The organism is Segeticoccus rhizosphaerae (genome assembly GCF_005222685.1).
Taxonomy (GTDB): Bacteria; Actinomycetota; Actinomycetes; order Actinomycetales; family Dermatophilaceae; genus Segeticoccus; species Segeticoccus rhizosphaerae.
Window position 1 is genome coordinate 1 of record NZ_SWMA01000013.1, and the last position, 21,363, is coordinate 21,363.

The following is a 21,363-nucleotide window of genomic DNA, read 5'->3' on the forward strand; positions in this document are numbered from 1 at the left end:
CGGGCTACCTGGACATGGTCGCCGCCGAGCTCAACGACCGGCCCCGCAAACGCCTCGGCTGGCGCACCCCCGCCGAAGCCCTCGACCAACTACTGTCGGAACAGTCAGATCCACACGGTGTTGCACCCACCGCTTGAATCCGCCGCACCAAACCTCGCGAAGATTCCCACGGGAGGTGTCGGAGGGCAGGTCAGTGCAGGCGGACTCTCGGGTCGAGCACGGCATACATGATGTCCACCAGGATGTTGGCGACCACCACGGCGGCCGAGGCGAAGATGACGATGCCGATGATCACCGGGAGGTCCTGGGTATTGATCGCGTCGATGGCGGTCTTGCCGAGGCCGGGGAGGCTGAAGACGGTCTCGGTGACGACGACACCGCCGACCAGCTGCCCGAGGTCGATGCCGAACTGCGTGACGACCGGGGTGAGCGCGCTGCGCAAGCCGTGCCGGAGCACCACGCGCCTCTCCCGCAGGCCCTTGGACCGCGCTGTGCGGATGTAGTCCTCGCCCAGGACGTCGAGCATGGACCCACGGGTGAGCCTGGTATAGGTGGCTGCGAGCAGCAGCGCGAGGGCCACCCAGGGCAGGATGAGGTGGCGCGCCCACTCGCCGACGCCGGCCGTGAGACCGGAGTATCCGCCGGCGGGGAAGATGGCGAATCCCGCCTTGGTCAGACGGAAGTAGAGAAAGTAGAGGAAGAGCAGGGCGAGCAAGAAGGAGGGCATCGAGTAGAAGAAGAGCGCCAGGGCGGTCGTGGACCGATCGCTGAAGGTCCGTGGGCGCACGGCCGACAGGACACCACTGAACACGCCGAGCAGGAGCCAGATCACTGCGGCCCCGATGGCGAGGGAGAGCGTGATGGGCAGGGCCTGGCCGATGATCTGGGTCACCGGCACGCCGTGGTAGTAGTCGAACCCCAGATCACCGTGGAGCGCGTTGCCGACGAAGTTGGTGTACTGCTTCCACAGCGGCAGGTCCAGACCGAGGCGGTGCTCGATCAGGTGGATCGTTGCGGGGGTGGCCTGCCGCCCGGCGAGCGTCCGGGCCACGTTGTTGGGCGCCACGAAGAACAGGCCGAACACCGCGACGGTGATGAGCCACATCACGAGCACGCCGAGAGCGACCCGTCGGATCAGAAACCGGATCATGTCCGCCTCACTTCTGTCCGATGAGCCGGTCGGTGCGCGGGTCGAACGCGTCACGCACGCCGTCACCGAAGAGGTTGAAGGCCAAGGTGGTGATGAGCAGGGCGGCGCCCGGGAAGAACACGAACCACCATGCGACGGTGTAGTACTGGACCGACTCACTGATCATGCCGCCCCAGTCCGCCGTCGGCGGGGGGAGGCCGAGGCCGAGGAAGGACAGCGTTGCCTGGACGACGATGACCACGGGAATCAGAAGGGTCGCGTAGACGATCACCGGGGCGAGCACGTTGGGCAGCACGTCGACGAACATGATGCGCCGGTCACTCGCGCCCAAGGATCTCGCGGCCTCGACGAACTCCCGTTCCCGGAGGGAGAGGACCTGCCCCCTGACGATGCGGGCCACCGACGCCCAGCTGAAGAAGCCGATGACCAGAATGGTGATCGTCAGGCTCGCTCCGGTGATCGACACGAGCGCGACCGCGACCAGCAGGAACGGGACGGACAGGACCACGTCGACCAGTCGAGCGAGGACGGTGTCCACGATGCCCCCGAGGTAGCCCGCGGCGAGCCCGACCACGACACCGATCGCGACCGTCATCCCTGTCGCCACGACGCCCACGAGCAGCGAGATGCGTGAGCCGTAGGCGATGCGCACGAGGATGTCGCGGCCGAGGTCGTCGGTGCCGAGCCAGAAGGCGGAGCTCGGGTGGGCCGGGAGCCCTTCGGGGGACAGCGCGCCCGGGCCGCGGTACTGCTGGTTGGGCGGGTGACCCGTCACGGAGGCGAACAGCGGAGCGATGATGGCGACCAGGCCGATCAGGCAGATCACGACCAGGGAGATCATCGCCACCCGGTCGTGACGAAGCCGTTGCCACGCCAGTACCCACGGACTGCGCCCCTCGATGCCGGTGCTGGTTTCGGCGCCGGGGCCGCCAGCAGGACCTTGGGACGGCGTTGCGCTGTCGACGCCGGCGCCGACTCCGACAGGGGGGACGTCGCTCATGATTCCTCCGCTCCGTCCGAGGAGACGATCTCGCTCTCCCCGGCGCCCAGTTGGGGCACGGACTGGGAGAGGTCCTCACCGATCGCCAGCGGGTAGAAGCAGGCGGTGCGGTGGGACGGGAGGTCGTCGAAGACCTGCTCGAGCGGCGGCACCGCCTCGACGCAGTGGGAGCGTGCCTTGGGGCAGCGGGGGTGGAACCGGCAACCACTCGGCGGGTGAACGGGGGAGGGCACGTCCCCGACGAGGACGATCCGCTCTCTGCTGTCGGCCTCGTCCGGGTCGGGAGTCGGCAGGGCCGAGAGGAGCGCCCTGGTGTAGGGGTGCCGGGTCGTCGTGAACAGGTCCTCGGACGCGGAGATCTCCATGATCTTGCCGAGGTACATGACGGCGACCCGGTCACTGACGTGTCGCACCACGGAGAGGTCGTGGGAGATGAAGACGTAGGTCAGGCCGAAGTCGTCCTGCAGGTCGGACAACAGGTTGAGGATCTGCGCCTGGATCGACACGTCGAGCGCGGAGACCGGCTCGTCGCAGATGACCAGCTTGGGATGGAGTGCCAGCGCCCGGGCGACGCCGATGCGCTGGCGCTGGCCTCCGGAGAAGTCGGCCGGGAAGCGGTTGTAGTGCTCGGGATTGAGGCCGACCCTCTCCATCAGCGACTGCACCTGGCGTTTGCGGTCCTGCCGGGAGTCGATGCCGTGGATGACGAACGGGTCGCCGATGATCGACCCGACCCGACGCCGCGGGTTGAGCGACCCGTACGGATCCTGGAAGATCATCTGCACCTCGCGGCGCACCGGCCGTAGTCGCCGCCGGCTCAGGTTGGTGATGTCCTGGCCGTCGAACTCGATGGTGCCCTCGGTCAGCTCGTAGAGCCGGGACAGGCAGCGGGCGAGGGTCGACTTGCCGCAGCCGGTCTCACCGACGAGTCCGAGCGTCTCGCCACGGCGGACGTCCAGGGACACGCCGTCGACCGCGTGCACGTAGTCGCGCTCGCCGAACAGTCCCTCCCGCGCGACGGGGAAGAGCTTACGGACGCCGCGGGCGGCCATCAGCACGTCCGCGCCCCCGGGGGCTTCTTCTCCCCGACCGGAGCGGGTCAGATCGATGGCCTCACTCATGCTGTCACCTCCGTGTCTTCCGCCACGACGCGTGGCTCACAGGCCTGACGTCCGTCCCAGTCGTGTGGGAGCCAACAGGCCGACCGGTGCCCGGCCTCGTCGAAGACCTCCTCCAGCGGCGGTGTCTCCCGGAAGCACTTGTCCCAGGCGTACGGGCAGCGGGGCGCGAACGGGCAACCGGGTGGAACGTTGATCAGGCTCGGGGGACTGCCGGCAATGGGAGTCAGCCGGCCCTTGCCGCCACCGTGAGCCGGGAGGGAACGCAGCAGGCCTTCGGTGTAGGGGTGGTGGTGACGGTAGAAGATGTCCCGCCGGGAGGCACGCTCCATGACCCGCCCGGCATACATCACCACGACCTCGTCGGACATCTCGGCGACCACGCCGAGATCGTGGGTGATGAGGATGATCGCGGTGCCGAACTCCTCCTGCAGGTCGCGCATCACGGCGAGCACCTGCGCCTGGACGGTGACGTCGAGGGCGGTGGTCGGCTCGTCGGCGATGAGCAGTGCGGGGTTGAGCGCCATCGCCATGGCAATCATCACGCGTTGTCGCATCCCACCGGAGAACTGGTGGGGGTAGTCGTCGAGTCGCTCGGCCGGTCGGGGGATCCCGACCAGGCCGAGCAACTCCGCGGCGCGCTTCCGGGCTGCGCGCCGTGAGGTGGAGTGGTCATGTGCTCTGATCATCTCCACGATCTGCCAGCCCACCCGGTAGTAGGGGTGCAGGCTGGAGAGGGGGTCCTGGAAGATCATGCCGATCTTGGCGCCCCGCACCCGGCGGAGGTGGTCGGCGCTCGCACTGAGCAGGTCCTCCCCCTCGAAGACCGCGCGCCCCGAGACGCGCGCTCCTCGCGTGAGTTTGGTGATGGTCTGGGTCGCCACGCTCTTGCCCGACCCCGACTCGCCGACAATGGCGAGGGTCTTGCCCCGATCGACCGAGAACGTCAGGCCACGGACCGCTTGGACGAGACCGTCGGGGGTGTCGAAGGAGACGTACAGGTCCTCGACCTCCAACAAGGCCATGACGACCTCCTTCCTGACGTGGGCTGGGCCGGTGGGTGCCCCGCGGTCCTGGTCCGGGGCACCCCGTCGAGCGGGGTCAGGTTCAGCCGCCCTGCTTGCCCTTCTCCAGCCAGACGTTGGTCGGGTCGAACTGCTGGATCGCCGGGATGTAGATCGCGTTGTGCACCTGTGACGCGTGGTAGTTCGCGTTCAGTGGCGAGGTGAGTGGGTAGAACGCGGCGTCCTTCATCACCTGGCGGTCCGCCTTCTCCCACAGCGACGCCGCCTCGTTCTCGGTCTTCGCCGTGGAGGCCTCCTTGATCAGCTTGTTGGTCATCGGGTCGTTGTAGAGCCCGAAGTTGCTGCCGATCGGGGGGAAGGAGGGCTTGCCGGAGAAGAGCGGGTTGAAGAAGGACAGCGCCGAGTTGCCATACCAGTCAGCGCCCCAGCCGGCCAGGGACAGGTCCCAGACGCCCCGCTTGGCCACGGACGGCACCTCGAGGTACTTGGTGTAGAAGTCCGCGTTCGGGGAGGTGACACCCTTGACCTTGATGCCGACGTTGGACAGGTCCTGCTGGATGGTCTGGAAGGCCTTGCTGCTGCCCTCGCTCGCGTTGCGGTAGAGGAACTTCAGGGTGAACCCGTCGGGGTAGCCGGCTTCCTTGAGCAGCGCCTTGGCCTTGGCCACGTCGTGCGGGTAGAGGTCGAAGTTCTTGGCTCCCACGACCCCCGGCGGCAGCACGTGGGTCAACGGCGGGTTGACCTTGGTGCCACCGAGCACCTGCAGGATGTTGGCCCGGTCGAGCGCGTAGGACAGGGCCTCGCGGACCTTGACCTTGGACAAGGCCCCGTTGTTGTTGGGGGACACCGTGTTGTAGAGCACGTAGGGGTTGCTCGACTGGGTCGGACCGAGGTTGAGGTTCGGGTCCTTCTTGGCGATCAGGCCCGGGAGCTGCGACGGTGCGGGGCCGGTGTCGAAGCCCATGTCGGCCGACGCGGTATTGGTCTCGAGCTGTTGCTGGATGGAGTTCTGCTGGCCGGTCTCGTTGATCACGATCTTGTCGACGTAGGCCTTGCGGATCGGGTCGCTCGACGCCTTCCACGCCGGGTTGCGGGTGAAGACGATCTCCTTGGTCGGCTTGTAGCTCTCGACCTGGTACGGGCCGTCGGAGATGGTGTGCTGCGCGAGCTGCGCTGAGGCGGGCAGGTACTTGAGGAACTCCTTGGGCGCCGGTGAGAAGGCCGGCATGGTCAGGATGCCGGTGAAGTAGGTGGCCGGCTTGGTCAGGTGGAACACGACGGTGCTGGCGTCCTTGGCGACCACGCCGGAGATCTGGTGGCCCTCGATGTACCTGGCCATGGCGGGTGCCGTCTTGTCATTCTTCATGCCGTCGCAGAACGACTGGTAGCCCTTGATCAGGGTTGCGAAGTCCGGGATCCCGCCGAACGGCTGCACCGGGTTGCAGGTGCGCTTGACGCCGCGCGCGACGTCCTGGGCTGTGACCGGCCGCGCCGGGCTGGTGTTCCACATCGGGCCCTTGCGCAGGTGGATGGTGTAGGTCAGGCCGTCCTTGCTGATGCCGCCGTTCTGCGTGGTCGGCATCTCGGTCGCCAGGTCGGGTGCCGGCTTGGTCGTCTGGCCCGGCGTCGCCGGGTAGGTGAACAGCTGTCGGGTCCACTCCCGCAGACCTTGGTAGCCGATCGAGTAGTAGCTGATGTTGGGATCCATGAAGTCGATGTCACCGGTGCCGAGCATGTTGAGCGTCCCACCACGTTGGGCGCCGCTGGTCTCCGCGGTCTGCGTCGACCCCTGCGAGCCGGTCGCGCTCGGGGAGCCGCCGCCGTTGCCGCTGCTGCACCCGGCCAGTCCGAGACTCACCATGCACAGCGCCGTGGCGCCGGTCAGCATGCTCTTGTTGTGGGTCATGACGTCCTCCGTTGTTCGTTCCGTGCTTTGCACGTTAGGTACGAGTCCCCTTGAGCAGCAACGGATCGGCGGCGGATGTCATGGTGCCGCGACGGAACTGTCACACGTCCCCGCGCAGTGTGTCGATCGGGTGACGACACATCGTCGATTCGACATGGGCCTGCGTACCGGCTGCCGATCGGCGCATACTGGCACCGTGACGCGCCGTGTGCTGCTGGTGGAGGACGATGCTCGGGTGCGCCGGGTGCTGCGCCTGGCGTTGCAGGACGAGGGCTACCACGTCACGGAGGCCGAGGACGGCGAGCAGGGCCTCGTGGAGCTGGGGGCGCACCAGCCCGACGTGGTCCTGTTGGACCTGATGTTGCCGGGCGCGGACGGGTTCTCGGTGTGCCGCTCGATCCGCCGTGACAGTGATGTGCCGGTCATCATGGTCACGGCGCGCACGGACAGTCACGACGTGGTGGCGGGGCTGGAGGCCGGCGCGGACGACTACGTCACCAAGCCGCTGGTCGCCAAGGAGCTGTCTGCGCGGATCCGCGCGCTCCTCCGGCGGGCTGAGGCGGCTCCCAACGTGCACACCGATCACGTCACGCTGGGGGAGCTCGAGATTCGCATCGGCGAAGGCGTCGTGCTCCGGGATGGTCAGCCGATCTCCTTGACACGCACCGAGTTCCGGCTGCTGGCCGAACTCGCACTGGCGGACGGCAACGTGTGCAGCCGCGAGCACCTCCTCGAACGGGTCTGGGGATACGGCTACTTCGGCGACAGCAGGATCGTCGACGTGCACATCAGGCGTCTGCGCACCAAGGTGGAGCGCAACCCGGCGGCGCCGGTGCACGTCGTCACGGCGCGTGGGCTCGGCTACCGTCTCGCCGGGTGAACGTGCCGCACGGTTGGGGGATCCGCAGGCCAGGCCTGCGAGGCCGGGTCACGCTCGGCTTCGGGCTGCTGACGCTCGCCCTGTCGGTGTTGCTCTCGGTCGTGGTCTGGTTCCTCGTCTCCCGCTACCTTCTCTCCGAGCAGGAGTCCGCGGCAGTTGCCGAGTCGTCGGTCGACGCGATCTCGCTGCAGGGCACCCTGGACTCCGGCGCGATCCACATCCCGGACGCGCTGGAGCGGTTGCCGCCCACCGACCGTCTCTCGTCCGCGCTGCTCTATCAGGGCGCGTGGTACAGCACCAACCTGGCCTTCGGGCGCGACACCCTCCCGCGCGAGCTGATCAGCACCGCCGAGGTCTCGGGTCCGGCGTCGCAACGGTTCGACCTGGACGATGTCACCTATCTTGCGGTGGCACAGCCCATGCGTGACCCCAGCAACGTCTACGTCGAGGTGTACCCACTCGCCCCGCTCGAGCGCACGATCCGCACGCTCAGCATCATCCTGGTCGCCGCGGCCGCCGTGACGGCCGTCGTGGGTCTGGGTGTCGGCAGGATGGCCAGTCGCCGGGCGCTCCGGCCGCTGACCGAGCTCAACGAGGTCGCCGCCAAGGTGGCGCGCGGCATCCGAGGCGTGCGGCTGGACGCGGAGCACGACCCCGATCTCGCCCAGCTGGCCCGGTCCTTCAACCGCACGGCGGAGGCTCTCGAGGCCCGTGTGGTCGCCGATGCGCGCTTCGCCGGCGACGTCAGCCACCAGCTGCGGACGCCACTGACGACGATGCTCAACTCGATGGAGCTGCTGCGCAACCGACGCAGTGAGCTGCCGGAGTCGGCGCGTGAGCCCCTGGACCTGCTGGATGACGACCTCGCCCGTTTCCGCCAGCTGGTGATCGACCTGCTCGAGATCTCCCGTGACGACAGCGGGGCACCGGTGCGGCTCGAACCCGTGCGGCTCACCGAGCTGGTCGCCCGGGCGGCGGACGCGGCCGCCGGCCATCCCGTCGCCAGCGCGGATGCGGAGGCCGACGGCATCGTGCTGCTGGCCGACAAGCGGCGCCTCGAGCAGGTCGTGACCAACCTCGTGACCAACGCGCAGGTGCACGGCGGGGGCTGCCTGGGGGTGCGGGTCCACACCGAGGGCACCTGGGCGCGCATCGAGGTCGACGACGGGGGTCCGGGCGTGCCCGAGGACCAGCGTGTCCGTCTCTTCGAACGCTTCGTCCGCGGTCGGAGCGCACAAGGGACAGGGACCGGCCTCGGACTGGCCATCGTGGCGCGCCACACCCGGGCGATCGGGGGAAGGGTGCACGTCGAGGACCGGCCCGGGGGTGGCGCGCGTTTCGTGGTCTGGTTGCCCTACGAGCGGCCGCAGCGGGGGGAGCCATGAGGGCGCGGGCGGTCAGGCTGGCCGCGGCCGGTCTCACGCCCGCCCTGCTGGTCCTGTCAGGCTGTGGAGTCGGTCCCCAGCCTCACCCGGTCTCCCTCGGCTCGGCGACTCCGAGCTGGGCGCCGACGGGGGCGAGCGGCGCATCCTCGGAGCTACCCGGAACGGCCCTGCAGATCGCGTTGTTCCTGGTGCGCGACGGCAAGCTGGTCCGAGTCTGGCGGCCGTCGCCGCGGGGCCAGGACCTGTCCGCGGTCCTTGCCACTTTGGTCGATCGTCCCACTCCCGACGAGAAGGCGCGGCACCTGCGCACCGCGATCCCCGCCACTGCGACCCGCATCCGGGTCAGCATCGAGGACGGCGTCGCCCTGGTCCAGGTGCCCGCGGGCTTCGACACCCTGCCCAACTCCGAGCGCGTGCTGGCCGTCGCCCAGGTCCTCTACACTCTCACTGCTCAGCTACCGGTTGGAAGCATGCGTCTCGTCAGGGGCAAGCACCTGCTCGACACCCCCGTCGGCTCGGGGCGGCTGGTCTCACGCCCGGTCAGGCGGCAGGACTTCGCCGCCTTGGCTCCCGGCGTCTCTTGAATCGCGAGCGTCACCAACCGCGTTCGCGCCATTCATGAAGGTGCGGTCGCTCGGTCCCCAACATGGTGTCCTTGCCGTGTCCCGGGTAGACCCACGTGTCGTCGTCGTAGACGTCGAAGACCCGGGCCTCGAGGTCGGACATGAGCGAGGCGAAGTCGGCCGCCGCCCAGGTCTTCCCGGGGCCGCCGGGAAAGAGCGAGTCACCGGTGAACAGGTGGGCGCCTCCGGCCGGGTCGGCATACGCGAGCGCCACCGAGCCGGGTGTGTGGCCACGCAGCTGTATGACGTCGAGCTCGATCGCGCCGAAGGTCACCCGGTCGCCGTGGGCCAGCCGGAGGTTGGGTATGACGGGCAGCGCGTCCGCGTCGGGCGCGCCCGCGGCCGTGGTGGCCCCTGTGGCCCCCGCGATCTCGGGCAGCGCCCGGTGGTGGTCCCAGTGCTGGTGGGTCGTGACGATGGTGTCGACGGCCCCGGTGCCCTCGGTGATGAGCTTCTGGATCCGGGAGGCGTCGTCCGCGGCGTCGATGAGCAGCTGCTCGCCGGTCTCCCGGCAGGTGAGCAGGTAGACGTTGTTGTCCATCCTCGACACGCTCGCCTTGCGGATGGTGAGTGCGTCCAGCTCCCGGACGTCGCTGCGTCCGCCGGGCTGCACGGATCCGGTGTAGGTCATGACTCGATCCTGTCAGAGCCTTGTGCCGCAGCTCCTCCGCGGCAGGTGGCTCCGCTCCAGCTTCGCCGCTGTCGTCGCGGCTCAGGCGTGGCCGCTGTGGGCGACCGTGGCACCCTGCTCGGCCTCCTGCAGGGTGAGCGCGGCGCCCACGAGGGCGAGGTGGGAGAAGGCCTGTGGGAAGTTGCCGACCATCCGGGAGTCGCCGGGGTCGTACTCTTCGGAGAGCAGGCCGAGGTCGTTCACGAGGGAGACGAGACGACGCATGAGTGCGTGGGCGTCGTCGACTCGACCGCTCAGGGCGTAGGCGGAGACCAGCCAGAAGGAGCACGCGAGGAAGGGGTGCTCGTCGCCGGGGAGGCCGTCGACGCCCGCCGAGGTGCGGTAGCGCAGCACCAGCCCGTCACGCAGCAGCTCGCGCTCGACCGCCTCGATGGTGCCCCTGACGCGCTCGTCGTCCGCGGGCAGGAAGCCGACGATGGGGATCACCAACAGCGACGCGTCCACCTCTGTCGTGTCGTAGTGCTGGGTGAACGTCCCGGCGGCCTCGTTGTAGCCGTGCTCGAGGATCTCGTCCCGGACCTTGTCGCGGATCTTGCGCCAGCGGTCGACCGATCCGGGCAGGCCGTGCTGCTCGACGGCGGTGATGGCCCGGTCGAAGGCGACCCACACCATCACCCGCGAGTGGGTGAAGTGCCGCAGCGGGCCCCGGATCTCCCACAGGCCGTTGTCGGGCTGGTCCCAGTGCTCGGCGAGCTCGTCGACCAGCACCCGCTGCAGCGCCCATGACGCCCCGTGCTCCTCGACGCCCGCGAGCCGGGCCTTGTCCAGCGCGTTCATCACCTCGCCGAGGACGTCGGTCTGGCGTTGGTGGACCGCACCGTTGCCGATGCGGACGGGGACGGAGCCGGCGTAGCCGTCCAGGTGGTCCAGCTCGCGCTCGGGCAGCTCCCGGTCGCCGTCAACGCTGTACATGATCTGCATGTCCTGGGGGTCTCCCGCCACCGCGCGGAGCAACCAGGCGCGCCACAGCTCGCTCTCGGCGGCGAAACCGCAGCCCAGCAACGACTGCAGTGTGAGCGACGCGTCGCGCAGCCAGCAGAAGCGGTAGTCCCAGTTGCGGGTCCCGCCGAAGTCCTCCGGCAGCGAGGTCGTGGGAGCCGCGACGATGCCCCCGGTCTCGGCGTGGGTGAGCAGCCGCAGCACCAGCAGCGAGCGGCGCACGGCCGCGTCATAGGGCCCGGTGTGCTGGTAGCTCGACAGCCAGTGCTCCCACCGGGAGACGGTCGACTCGAGGCGCGCGTCGTAGTCGAGCGCCGGGGGGATCTCCCGCCAGGAGTGGAACCAGGTCGCGGAGAAGGCGATCTCCTCGCCCTCGTGGACGTCGAACTCGTCGGAGTGCCGGCCGTCGAAGGCGCGGGGCAGGCGCTCCCCCCGCAGGACCAGCATGTCGGATCCGGCGATCGCGCTGAGGACCGTCGCGCCCTCGACGTCGGGCTGACGCCGGACCCACGGACGCACCTTGCCGTAGTCGAAGCGGACCACCCAGTCGTGCTGCATCCGCACCGTGCCGGACACTCCCTTGATGATGCGCACCAGGTCGGCCCGGCCGTCGCCGTCGGGCATGAAGTCGGTGACGGTGACCACGCCGTCCTTGGTCTCGTGCCTCGTCTCGAGGACGAAGGTGTTGCCGAGGTAGCGGCGGGTGGACGTCGCCTCGTCGACGGGTGCGAGCAGCCAGCGGCCGTTGTCGGGGCGCCCGACGAGGGCGGCGAAACAGGCGGGGGAGTCGAAGCGGGGGAGGCAGAGCCAGTCCACCGAGCCTCCGCGGCTCACCAGGGCGCACGTGCCCCTGTCACCCAGTACGGCGTAGTCCTCGATCGGCGTCGTCATGCCTGCACCGTAGAGGGGGAGGTCAAGGACGCGCAGGTTCACCCGCTTGTCCACGCCCTGAAATCGACGTCTCACTCCGCGGCCGCGGGAGCTAACGTCGGCTCGTGCCCACCCGTCAGGACCCGACCTCCGAACGGCGCCGTTGGGTCATGCTGGCGCTCGGCACCGGTGCGCAGACCATCGTGTGCTCGCTGCTGTTCGGGTTGCCCTTCCTGTTGCCCTACCTGCGTCGCACGGAGGGCGTCGACCTCGCTGCCGGCGGTGCCTTCGTGGCGGCGCCGTCGCTGGGGCTGTTCCTCACCCTGGTCGCGTGGGGCGCCTTCGCCGACCGGTACGGAGAGCGGCTGGCCATCGCGCTCGGGCTCGCCCTGACCGGCCTCACCGGACTCGGTGCCGCGGCGGCGGGTGGGCTGGGGACCCGTGCGGTGCTGCTCGTCCTCGTGGGCGCGGCGGGCGCCTCGGTGAACTCCGCGAGCGGGCGCCTCGTGATGGGCTGGTTCGCGCCACGGCAACGAGGGGTTGCCATGGGGATCCGCCAGATGGGTCAGCCACTCGGCGTGGCCCTGGGCGCCGCGGCGCTCCCGCCTCTGGCCCAGCGAGGTGGACTGGAGCTGGCCCTCGGCGTCCCGGCGGTGGGTTGTCTCGCGGTCATGCTGCTCGTGGCCGTGTTCGCGGAGGACCCGCCGCACCCCGTCACGTCCACTGCCGGGGCTGGGACGGCGGCTGGTGCCGCAGGCGGCGTGTCCGGGAAGGTGCCGTCGCCCTACCGCACCACGCAGCTGTGGCGGGTGCACGTCGCAAGCGCTCTGCTCGTGGTGCCGCAGTTCACCACCGCGTCGTTCTCGGCGGAGTTCCTCGTCTCCGAGCGCGGCTGGGACGCGCAGACTGCCGGGCGGGTGCTCGCGGTGGTGGCCCTCGGCGGCGCCGGCGGCCGGCTGGTCGCGGGGCGCTGGTCGGACCTGGCCGGCAGCCGGCTGCGACCCATGCGGATCATCGCCGTCGCGTCGGCCGTGGCCATGCTGGGCGTCGCGCTCACCGAGTCGACCACCGGCGCACTGGTCGTGCTGGCCCTCGCGGTCGCCTCGATCGTCTCGGTGTCCGACAACGGACTGGGGTTCACCGCCACCGCGGAGATCGCGGGGCGGGCGTGGTCCGGACGCTCCCTCGGCCTGCAGAACACGGTGCAGAACCTCGCGGCCTTCGCGACCGCGCCGGTGGTGGGCGCGATGGCCGGGGCCTGGGGCTATGCGTGGGCCTTCGGCCTGGTCGCGGTCTTCCCCCTGGTCGGGGCCCGCGTGACCCCCGTGCAGGCCGACCGCGTGCTCGCCGACCGCCTCGCCGCCCGACAGCATGCCGAGGACGAGGCTACGGGGGAGGCAGCTGGCGAGGCGGCCGGGTGAGCCGACTGGGAGTGGGGCCCGGCAGGCGGGTGAGGCACGCCATACGCGTTCAGGGGTGAGGGCCGACGCTCGATGACCGCGCTTTCGGTGGGTGTCGGTGGCGACGCTTACGATGGCGGACGTGCCCGAAGTGACGACTCCCATCAGCCGTGACCACCTGCTTGTGCGCGGCGCGCGCGAGCACAACCTCAAGGACATCTCGGTCGAGCTGCCCCGGGACAGCCTCATCGTCTTCACCGGGCTGTCCGGCTCGGGCAAGTCGTCGCTCGCCTTCGACACGATCTTCGCGGAGGGACAGCGGCGCTACGTCGAGTCGCTGTCGGCCTACGCCCGGCAGTTCCTCGGTCAGATGGACAAGCCGGACGTCGACTTCATCGAGGGGCTGTCGCCGGCCGTGTCGATCGACCAGAAGTCGACCAACCGCAACCCCCGATCGACGGTCGGCACGATCACCGAGGTCTACGACTACCTGCGGCTGCTCTTCGCCCGGGTCGGGCGCCCGCACTGCCCGGTCTGTGGGGAGCCGGTGGGCCGGCAGACGCCGCAGCAGATCGTCGATCGGCTGCTCGAGCTGCCCGAGCGGACCCGGTTCCAGGTGCTCGCGCCGGTCGTGCGCTCCCGCAAGGGCGAGTATGTCGACCTGTTCAGCGAGCTGCAGACCAAGGGCTTCTCCCGCGCGCGGGTCGACGGCGAGGTCGTGTCGTTGTCCAGCCCACCGACCCTGGAGAAGCAGAAGAAGCACAGCATCGACGTGGTGGTCGATCGGCTGGTGGCCAAGGGGGACGACACCGGTGTCAAGCGCCGCCTCACCGACTCGGTCGAGACCGCCCTCGGGCTCGCCGGAGGGGTGCTGGTCGTCGAGTTCGTCGACATCCCCGAGGACGACCCCGACGGACGGGAGCGCGAGCGGCGCTTCTCGGAGAAGATGGCGTGCCCCAACGACCACCCGCTGTCGATGGACGAGATCGAGCCCCGATCGTTCTCGTTCAACTCGCCGTTCGGGGCCTGCCCGCACTGCACCGGCATCGGCACCGAGCTCGAGGTCGATCCCGAGCTGCTCGTGCCCGACGTGGACAAGACGATCCGCGAGGGCGCGATCGCTCCGTGGGCGCAGGGATCCGGGTCGGCCGACTATTTCCTGCGGGTGATCGACGCGCTCGGCCAGGAGCTGAAGTTCTCGCTCGACGTGCCGTGGCGGGCCCTGCCGGCACGCGCCAAGGAGGCGCTGCTGCACGGCCGCAACCACAAGGTGCACGTGCGCTACCGCAACCGCTACGGCCGCGAGCGGTCCTACAGCACCGGGTTCGAGGGGGTCGTGCCGTTCGTCAAGCGGCGGTACGCCGAGACCGAGTCCGACTGGAGCCGCGAGCGGTATGCCGGCTACATGCGCGAGGTGCCGTGCCCCGTGTGTGGTGGCGCGCGGCTGAAGCCGGAGTCACTGGCGGTGCTGGTCGGAGGCCGGAGCATCTCCGAGATCTGTGGCCTCGCCATCGCCGACTGTGCCAAGTTCCTCGTCGAGGTCGACTTCACCAGCAGGGAGCGGGCGATCGCCGAGCGGGTGATCAAGGAGATCGAGGCCCGGTTGGGCTTCCTGCTCGACGTGGGGCTCGACTACCTGTCGCTGAACCGGCCGGCGGGCACGCTGTCCGGCGGCGAGGCGCAGCGGATCCGGCTGGCCACCCAGATCGGCTCGGGCCTGGTCGGCGTGCTCTACGTGCTGGACGAACCGTCCATCGGCCTGCACCAGCGCGACAACCACCGGCTCATCGAGACGCTCACCCGGCTGCGCGACCTCGGCAACACCCTGATCGTCGTCGAGCACGACGAGGACACCATCGCCACGGCCGACTGGGTGGTCGACATCGGCCCCGGAGCGGGTGAGCACGGCGGGCACGTCGTGCACTCCGGCACGGTGGAGGGCCTCCTCAACCACCCCGACTCGATCACGGGGGAGTACCTCTCCGGTCGCCGCGAGATCCCCACGCCGGCGATCCGGCGACCACAGGACGGACGGCTCGTCACGGTGGTGGGGGCGCGTGAGCACAACCTGCACGGCATCGACGTGAGCTTCCCGCTCGCCAACCTCATCGCGGTGACGGGGGTCTCCGGCTCCGGCAAGTCCACCCTGGTCAACGACATCCTCTACACCGTGATGGCCAACCAGCTCAACGGTGCCCGGCAGGTGCCGGGTCGGCACAAGACGGTCAAGGGGCTGGACCAGCTCGACAAGGTCGTGCACGTCGACCAGAGCCCGATCGGCCGGACCCCCCGGAGCAACCCGGCGACCTACACCGGAGTCTTCGACAACATCCGCAAGCTGTTCGCCGAGACCACCGAGGCGAAGGTCCGGGGCTACCTGCCGGGCCGGTTCTCGTTCAACGTCAAGGGCGGCCGCTGCGAGGCGTGTTCAGGCGACGGCACGATCAAGATCGAGATGAACTTCCTGCCCGACGTCTACGTGCCCTGCGAGGTGTGCCACGGCGCGCGCTACAACCGCGAGACGCTCGAGGTCCACTTCAAGGGCAAGACCATCGCCGACGTGCTGGACATGCCGATCGAGGAGGCGTCCGAGTTCTTCGCGGCGGTGCCGCGGATCTCCCGACACCTGACCACCCTGGTGGACGTAGGGCTCGGTTACGTCCGGCTCGGGCAGCCCGCGCCGACCCTGTCCGGTGGTGAGGCCCAGCGGGTCAAGCTCGCGTCCGAGCTGCAGAAGCGCTCCACCGGCCGGACCGTCTACGTGCTGGACGAGCCGACCACCGGTCTGCACTTCGAGGACATCCGCAAGCTCCTCGGCGTGCTGCAGGGCCTGGTCGACAAGGGCAACACCGTGATCGTGATCGAGCACAACCTCGACGTGATCAAGAGCGCCGACTGGATCGTCGACCTCGGGCCCGAGGGCGGCGACGGCGGAGGCCGGGTCGTCGCCGAGGGCACCCCCGAGGAGGTCGCCGAGATCGAGGAGAGCCACACCGGGAGGTTCCTCGCGCCGGTGCTCGCCAAGAACGCACGCTCGGCGGGTCGCGCCACCGGCGCGAAGGTCACCCGGTCCATGGCGAAGGCGCCGGTGACCGCCACCGAGGTGTCACAGCGGCGCAAGGGCACTGGACGGACCGCCAAGAAGACCGCCGCGGCGGTGGTCGCGAGGTCCGGATCCAAGGCGGCCACGGTCGCGCCGAAGAAGCGTGCCGGTGCAGGCAAGACGGCGAGGTCCGCGGCGACAGGCCGGACGGCCAAGGCCGGCACCACCGGCCGCTCGGCCGCGACCTCGAAGGCCGCGAAGACGAGCGCCGCGAAACACGTCAGGTCCAAGGGACGGGGCAGCCGGGACTAACCTCGTGACATGGGCAACCGGCAGCGTGGACTGACCTTCGGGTCGGTCGCCGAGGACTACGAGCGCTACCGACCCGGCTATCCCGGGGAGGTTGCGGCCCAGGTCCTGGCCTACGCCAGTGAGCCGACCCGCACGGCCGTCGAGATCGGGGCGGGCACCGGCAAGGCGACCCGTGGCTTCGCCTCCCTGGGGATCGCGGTCACCGCAGTGGAGCCCGATGCCGGGATGCTGACGGTGCTGCGCCGGGAGTCGGCGGAGCTCGACATCACGCCGGTCCAGGCGACCCTCGAGACCTTTGCGACGTCGGGGCAGTTCGACCTGCTCTACTCGGCGGCCGCTTGGCACTGGACCGATCCCGCGACGCGCTGGGCGCGCACGGTCGCACTGGTGCGCCCCGGCGGGACGGTCGCGTTCTTCGGCAGCCCGACGCGAGTGGACGATCCCGACCTTGCCGAGGCGGTCGCTGCCGCTCAGCGTGCGGTCGTCCCGGACGACGACGTGCACCCCGACGGGGAGCGGGAGCCTCGGGGAGAGCTTCGTTGGCCGGGCACCGAGCTCGAGGCCTCGGGGATGTTCACCGACGTCACGCAGCGGCGGATCCCGGGGAAGGACACCGTGTCCCGCGACGACTTCCTGCACGAGCTGTCCACCGTCTCCGCCTACCTGGTGCTCACGCCGGAGGCACGCGTCGACGTGCTGCGCCGCATCGCTGCGGTCCTGCCCGCCCGGGTGCCCCTCGACCGCACGGTCACCCTGCACCTGGCCCGAACAAAGGAGTCGAGATGAGTACTGAGACTGCCGCCGAGGGCGTGCTGGCGGGACTGGGGAACACCCGGGTGTGGCAGGAGGCGTTCTACCAGGACGTGCACCAGCACCCGGAGCTGTCGCACCAGGAGCACCGGACGGCCTCAGCAGTGAGCGAGAGGTTGCGGGGCTTCGGATTCGAGGTGCACGAAGGGGTCGGCGGCACCGGTGTGGTCGGAAAGCTCCGCAACGGTGCCGGTGCCTCGGTGCTCCTTCGGGCCGACATGGACGCCCTGCCGGTGAAGGAGCGGACCGGGCTGCCCTACGCGAGCACGGCGACAGCCGTGGACGCGGCGGGTGACTCGGTGCCGGTGATGCACGCCTGCGGCCACGACGTGCACGTCACCTGCCTGCTCGGGGCGGCCGAGCTGATGGCTGGTGCCCGTGACCGCTGGCACGGCACGCTGGTCGTGCTCTTCCAGCCCGCCGAGGAGCTGGCGACGGGGCGAAGCGCATGGTCACCGACGGGTTGACGGATCTCGTCGGCCCGGTGGACGCGGCGCTGGCGCAGCACGTCCTCGCGCTGCCGGCCGGCACGGTGGGAACCCGCACCGGCTCGGTGCTCTCGGCAGCCGACAGCATGCGTGTCACGGTCCACGGCCGTGGGGCGCACGGCTCCATGCCGCAGTCGTCCATCGACCCGGTGGTGCTCGCCGCGATGATCGTGGTCCGGCTCCAGACGGTGATCTCCAGGGAGATCGCTCCGACCGAACCAGCGGTGTTGACGGTGGGCAGCATCCGCGGCGGGACGAAGAGCAACGTCATCGGCGACCGTGCCGTGCTCGAGCTGAACGTCCGGACCTACGACGAGTCCACCCGCAACACGGTGATGGAGGCGATCCGCCGCATCGTCGTGGGCGAGTGCCAAGCCTCCGGGACGCCGTCCGATCCCGAGTTCGAGCTGTTCGACCAGTTCCCCGCCACGGTGAACGACGCTGCCACGACCGAGCGCCTGCACACGGGCTTCACGGCATACTTCGGCGATCGCGCGCAGGAGCTGCCGCTGCAAAGCGCCAGCGAGGACTTCAGCGACATTCCGGAGGCGCTCGGCGTGCCGTACAGCTACTGGGGCCTCGGCGGCATTGACGCGGAGACCTACCGTGCCGCCGAGGCCGCCGGCCGGGTGGCGCAGGACATTCCTGTCAACCACTCACCGCTCTTTGCCCCCGTCATCCAGCCGACGCTCGACACCGGCACGGAGGCGCTCGTCGTCGCCGCCCTCGCCTGGCTCGGCACGGACTAGACACGCCGCCTGCTGCTTCCCTGCAGCGGTCAGAACCAGCGCTCGACGGCCACCTCGACCGGCTCGCGGTGCTCCGCGTCGCTCACCAGGATCACCTGCGGTGTCGCGTCGCCGGCAGCGTGGTCGATCACGAAGGGGTGCGCAGCGAGCGGTGGCAGCTCGACCCCCGTGGACGGCTCGCCGTTGTCCTCTCCGGAGAAGGAGATTCGCACGTCGTGTCGCGTGGAGGACGAGAGGTTGCGGAGCAGGTAGTGACCGGCGCTGGGGTTCTCCACCTGCCACTGCGGTGCGGGTGGGCCCTCGGCACGTGCCGCGGCACCGTGGTGGCCGCCCTGCGCGTCGGCTATCCGCTTGGCCGCCGCCACGAGCTCGTCGAAGGCGCGAGCCATGTGCTCCTGCCGTTTCGCCGCCTCGACGGCTGCTGCCTCGGCATCACGAGAGGTGCGCACGGTGACGACGACGCTGGCCAGGCTCACCAGCACCGCGACGACGGCGATCAGATCGCCCCAGCCGAAGGAGCCCATGCGCAGACCGTAGCGCCCGCGACCGTCATCAGGTCCTAGGCTGCGGGCGTGGAACCAGAGAGCCTCGGCGCCTTGCTCGACGTGCCCCCGCCGGTGGTCGATGCCTCCCTCGCCCAGCGCATGGCCGCGGAGCTCTTCGACGTGCACGGGATCGTCAGTGAGCTGAGCGGTGAGCGCGACCGGAACTTCCTCGTGCGCGATCCCCGCGGTGGGGACTGGGTGCTCAAGGTGGTCCACCCGCAGGAGGACCCGGCGGTGACCGAGCTGCAGAGCGTCGCGCTCGAGCACGTCGCATCGCGCAACCCGGCGCTGCCCGTCCCGAGGGTCCGCACCTCCTGCAACGGGGGGCCGACCGCCCGGTGGCGCGACCCATCCGATCCGTCCGCCTCCGGCGCCGAGCTGCGGGTGCGGATGTACTCCTACCTCCCGGGGATCCCGATGGCCCGCAGTGCCCTCGGGCCCGAGCTGGCCCGCAACGTCGGCACGCTGGTCGCCGAGCTCGACCTGGCGCTCGCGGACCTGGACCACCCGGGCCAGACGCAGGATCTTGCCTGGGACGCACACCGCGTCGAGTCGGTCGAGCACCTCGTGGACGGCCTCCCGACGCAGGAGAGGGACCTGGTCGAGGCGGCGCTCGACCACTTCCGGTCCCACACCAGCGCGCTGGTGTCGGAGCTGCGGCGGCAGGTGATCCACAACGATGCCAACCTGGACAACGTGCTCACCGTCGCAGTGAACGACCCGACGATCAGCGGGGTCATCGACTTCGGCGACCTGCTGCGCGCCCCGCTGGTGCAGGACGTGGCGACCGCCGCGGCATACCAGGTGCGGGAGACGGGTCACCCCCTGGCCGGACCGGCCGACGTGCTCCGCGCCTACCACCAGCGGCTGCCCTTGCGTCCCGAGGAGATCCAGGTGGTGGCCGACCTCATCACGGCACGGTGGGTGCTCACCACGACGATCACCGGCTGGCGGGCGCGCCGACAGCCGGAGAACCACGACTACATCCTGCGCAACAGTGCGGCCGCCCGCTCCGGGCTGCGCCGGCTCGGGCCGGTGGGCTGCCCGCAGGCGACTGCCTTCCTGTGCGACGCGATCAAGGAGTGAGGACCCGTGCGGATGGCGAATGCGTTCGACCCCGACCGGAGCGGCGCCGTGAACCCGCGTGATGCGGCGTTGCTCGGACGGCGCCGGCAGCACCTCGGGGCCGCCTACCGGCTGTTCTACCGCGAGCCGGTGCACCTCGTTCGTGGAGAGGGCGTGCGGCTGTTCGACCCCGACGGCAACGCCTACCTCGACGCCTACAACAACGTGGCCTGCGTCGGGCACAGCCACCCCCACGTCGTCCGGGCCATGACCGAGCAGGCGCAGACGCTCAACACCCACACGCGCTACCTCACCGACGGGATCGTCGAGTATGCCGAGCGCCTCCTCGCGCTCTTCCCCCCGACGCTGTCACAGCTCACCCTGACCTGCACCGGCAGCGAGGCGAACGACCTCGCCTACCGGATGGCCTGCACCGTGACCGGCGGCACCGGGGTCGTCGTCACCGACCACGCCTATCACGGTGTCACCACGGCGATCGCGCAGATGTCACCGTCTCTCGGCCTCGGCGTGGCCGACCACGTCCGGACCGTGCCGCCCCCGGACCCGCACGAACGACGAGGGCCGGCGGGCGCCGTCCTCGCGGCTGACGTCCGAGCGTCCGTGGCGGACCTGGTGGCCCAGGGCATCCAGCCAGCCATGCTCCTGCTTGACACGATCTTCTCCAGCGACGGCGTGCTGCCGGATCCCCGTAGTGCGCTGCAGGAGGCGGTCGGGGAGTTCCGGCGCGCCGGCGGGCTGTTCGTGGCCGACGAGGTCCAGGCCGGCTTCGCTCGCCTCGGGCCGGCCATGTGGGGGTTCGAACGCCACGGGCTGACGGCCGAGCTCGCGCCCGACCTCGTGACCCTCGGCAAGCCGATGGGCAACGGCTATCCGATGGCAGGCGTCGTCAGCCGGGCCGACATCGCGGCGGAGTTCGGTGCGCGCACCCGCTACTTCAACACGTTCGGGGGCAATCCCGTGGCGTGCGCCGTGGGCTCGGCGGTGCTGGACGTCATCGAGCAGGAGCACCTGCGGGAGCACGTCGCCGACGTGGGGAAGCACCTCGCGGCCGGGCTGCGCGACCTGTCGAGTGGGCAGGAGGCGCTCGGCGACGTGCGGGCGGACGGTCTGTTCGTCGGCGTGGACCTGCAGCGCGACGGCGAGCCGGCACCTGACCTGGCCGACGCCGTGGTCAACGGTCTGCGCGACAGGCGAGTGCTGGTGAGCACCAGTGGACCGCACGAAGACGTCCTGAAGATCCGGCCACCCCTGGTGTTCCAGCGATCCGACGCCGACCAGCTGCTCGAGGCGCTCGAGGACACCCTGGGCGAGGTCGCCGGGGCAGAGCGGCGCGAGTCGTAGCC

18 protein-coding genes and 1 pseudogene are annotated in these 21,363 nt (G+C 70.1%); 11 read left to right on the forward strand and 8 right to left on the reverse strand.

Translation table 11 applies throughout. The features are described from left to right. A pseudogene (locus FCN22_RS22945) lies at positions 1 to 137 on the forward strand (IS30 family transposase); the annotation flags it as partial. Between the two features lie 53 nt (positions 138 to 190). Here the strand turns inward: FCN22_RS22945 and FCN22_RS10650 are convergent. The 5 genes from FCN22_RS10650 to FCN22_RS10670 form a co-directional block, all read right to left on the reverse strand. Further along, on the reverse strand, positions 191 to 1,150 hold the full coding sequence (locus FCN22_RS10650) for an ABC transporter permease (RefSeq protein ID WP_137121536.1): 960 nt from the start codon (positions 1,148 to 1,150) through the stop codon (positions 191 to 193). Between the two features lie 7 nt (positions 1,151 to 1,157). Further along, positions 1,158 to 2,150: an ABC transporter permease gene (locus FCN22_RS10655; protein ID WP_137121537.1), complete on the reverse strand. Its 993-nt coding sequence runs from the start codon at positions 2,148 to 2,150 to the stop codon at positions 1,158 to 1,160. Continuing rightward, the gene (locus tag FCN22_RS10660) at positions 2,147 to 3,271 is read right to left on the reverse strand and encodes an ABC transporter ATP-binding protein (protein WP_137121538.1); all 1,125 of its coding nucleotides are present in this window, start codon (positions 3,269 to 3,271) and stop codon (positions 2,147 to 2,149) included. The genes FCN22_RS10655 and FCN22_RS10660 overlap by 4 nt, the downstream gene beginning before the upstream one ends. Next, a complete protein-coding gene (locus FCN22_RS10665; RefSeq protein ID WP_137121539.1) occupies positions 3,268 to 4,293 on the reverse strand; it encodes an ABC transporter ATP-binding protein in 1,026 nt (341 codons plus the stop codon). Before FCN22_RS10665 ends, FCN22_RS10660 begins: the two co-directional genes overlap by 4 nt. An 82-nt stretch (positions 4,294 to 4,375) precedes the next feature. Continuing rightward, the gene (locus tag FCN22_RS10670) at positions 4,376 to 6,199 is read right to left on the reverse strand and encodes an ABC transporter substrate-binding protein (protein WP_137121540.1); all 1,824 of its coding nucleotides are present in this window, start codon (positions 6,197 to 6,199) and stop codon (positions 4,376 to 4,378) included. 196 nt (positions 6,200 to 6,395) lie between these two features. Here FCN22_RS10670 and FCN22_RS10675 point away from each other — a divergent pair, with 196 nt between their 5' ends. The 3 genes from FCN22_RS10675 to FCN22_RS10685 are packed head-to-tail and all read left to right on the forward strand — an operon-like array spanning position 6,396 to position 9,048. Beyond that, the gene (locus tag FCN22_RS10675) at positions 6,396 to 7,079 is read left to right on the forward strand and encodes a response regulator (protein ID WP_137121541.1); all 684 of its coding nucleotides are present in this window, start codon (positions 6,396 to 6,398) and stop codon (positions 7,077 to 7,079) included. Then, the gene (locus FCN22_RS10680; protein ID WP_137121542.1) at positions 7,076 to 8,464 is read left to right on the forward strand and encodes a HAMP domain-containing sensor histidine kinase; all 1,389 of its coding nucleotides are present in this window, start codon (positions 7,076 to 7,078) and stop codon (positions 8,462 to 8,464) included. Before FCN22_RS10675 ends, FCN22_RS10680 begins: the two co-directional genes overlap by 4 nt. After that, the gene (locus tag FCN22_RS10685) at positions 8,461 to 9,048 is read left to right on the forward strand and encodes a GerMN domain-containing protein (RefSeq protein ID WP_137121543.1); all 588 of its coding nucleotides are present in this window, start codon (positions 8,461 to 8,463) and stop codon (positions 9,046 to 9,048) included. The genes FCN22_RS10680 and FCN22_RS10685 overlap by 4 nt, the downstream gene beginning before the upstream one ends. Before the next feature lie 10 nt (positions 9,049 to 9,058). Here FCN22_RS10685 and FCN22_RS10690 read toward each other — a convergent pair whose 3' ends face one another. Together FCN22_RS10690 and FCN22_RS10695 are read right to left on the reverse strand one after the other, a co-directional pair. After that, positions 9,059 to 9,718 (reverse strand): MBL fold metallo-hydrolase, encoded by a 660-nt coding sequence (locus FCN22_RS10690; protein WP_137121544.1) that lies wholly within the window; start codon positions 9,716 to 9,718, stop codon positions 9,059 to 9,061. Between the two features lie 81 nt (positions 9,719 to 9,799). After that, positions 9,800 to 11,608, reverse strand: a complete 1,809-nt coding sequence (locus tag FCN22_RS10695) for a glycoside hydrolase family 15 protein (protein WP_137121545.1) — start codon at positions 11,606 to 11,608, stop codon at positions 9,800 to 9,802. 104 nt (positions 11,609 to 11,712) lie between these two features. Between FCN22_RS10695 and FCN22_RS10700 the strand changes: the two genes are divergently transcribed. The 5 genes from FCN22_RS10700 to FCN22_RS22695 all read left to right on the forward strand — a co-directional run bounded on the left by FCN22_RS10700 (position 11,713) and on the right by FCN22_RS22695 (position 18,389). Continuing rightward, positions 11,713 to 13,008 (forward strand): MFS transporter, encoded by a 1,296-nt coding sequence (locus tag FCN22_RS10700; protein ID WP_202911525.1) that lies wholly within the window; start codon positions 11,713 to 11,715, stop codon positions 13,006 to 13,008. A 112-nt stretch (positions 13,009 to 13,120) separates the two neighbouring features. Next, positions 13,121 to 16,342, forward strand: a complete 3,222-nt coding sequence (uvrA, locus tag FCN22_RS10705) for an excinuclease ABC subunit UvrA (protein ID WP_137121613.1) — start codon at positions 13,121 to 13,123, stop codon at positions 16,340 to 16,342. A gap of 9 nt (positions 16,343 to 16,351) precedes the next feature. Continuing rightward, entirely contained in the window at positions 16,352 to 17,128 is a 777-nt protein-coding gene (locus FCN22_RS10710) for a class I SAM-dependent methyltransferase (protein ID WP_137121546.1), read from the forward strand. Beyond that, a complete protein-coding gene (locus tag FCN22_RS22690) occupies positions 17,125 to 17,619 on the forward strand; it encodes a M20/M25/M40 family metallo-hydrolase (protein WP_338016650.1) in 495 nt (164 codons plus the stop codon). Before FCN22_RS10710 ends, FCN22_RS22690 begins: the two co-directional genes overlap by 4 nt. Then, complete coding sequence (locus tag FCN22_RS22695; protein ID WP_338016651.1) at positions 17,601 to 18,389, forward strand: peptidase dimerization domain-containing protein; 789 nt, start codon at positions 17,601 to 17,603, stop codon at positions 18,387 to 18,389. The genes FCN22_RS22690 and FCN22_RS22695 overlap by 19 nt, the downstream gene beginning before the upstream one ends. A gap of 29 nt (positions 18,390 to 18,418) precedes the next feature. On the opposite strand, the gene FCN22_RS10720 is transcribed toward FCN22_RS22695, so the two are convergent. Beyond that, positions 18,419 to 18,913 (reverse strand): hypothetical protein, encoded by a 495-nt coding sequence (locus tag FCN22_RS10720; RefSeq protein WP_137121547.1) that lies wholly within the window; start codon positions 18,911 to 18,913, stop codon positions 18,419 to 18,421. 48 nt (positions 18,914 to 18,961) lie between these two features. Here FCN22_RS10720 and FCN22_RS10725 point away from each other — a divergent pair, with 48 nt between their 5' ends. Continuing rightward, the gene (locus FCN22_RS10725) at positions 18,962 to 20,020 is read left to right on the forward strand and encodes a phosphotransferase (protein ID WP_137121548.1); all 1,059 of its coding nucleotides are present in this window, start codon (positions 18,962 to 18,964) and stop codon (positions 20,018 to 20,020) included. Between the two features lie 12 nt (positions 20,021 to 20,032). Next, positions 20,033 to 21,361, forward strand: a complete 1,329-nt coding sequence (locus FCN22_RS10730) for an aminotransferase class III-fold pyridoxal phosphate-dependent enzyme (RefSeq protein WP_137121614.1) — start codon at positions 20,033 to 20,035, stop codon at positions 21,359 to 21,361. Positions 21,362 to 21,363: the final 2 nt, after the last annotated feature.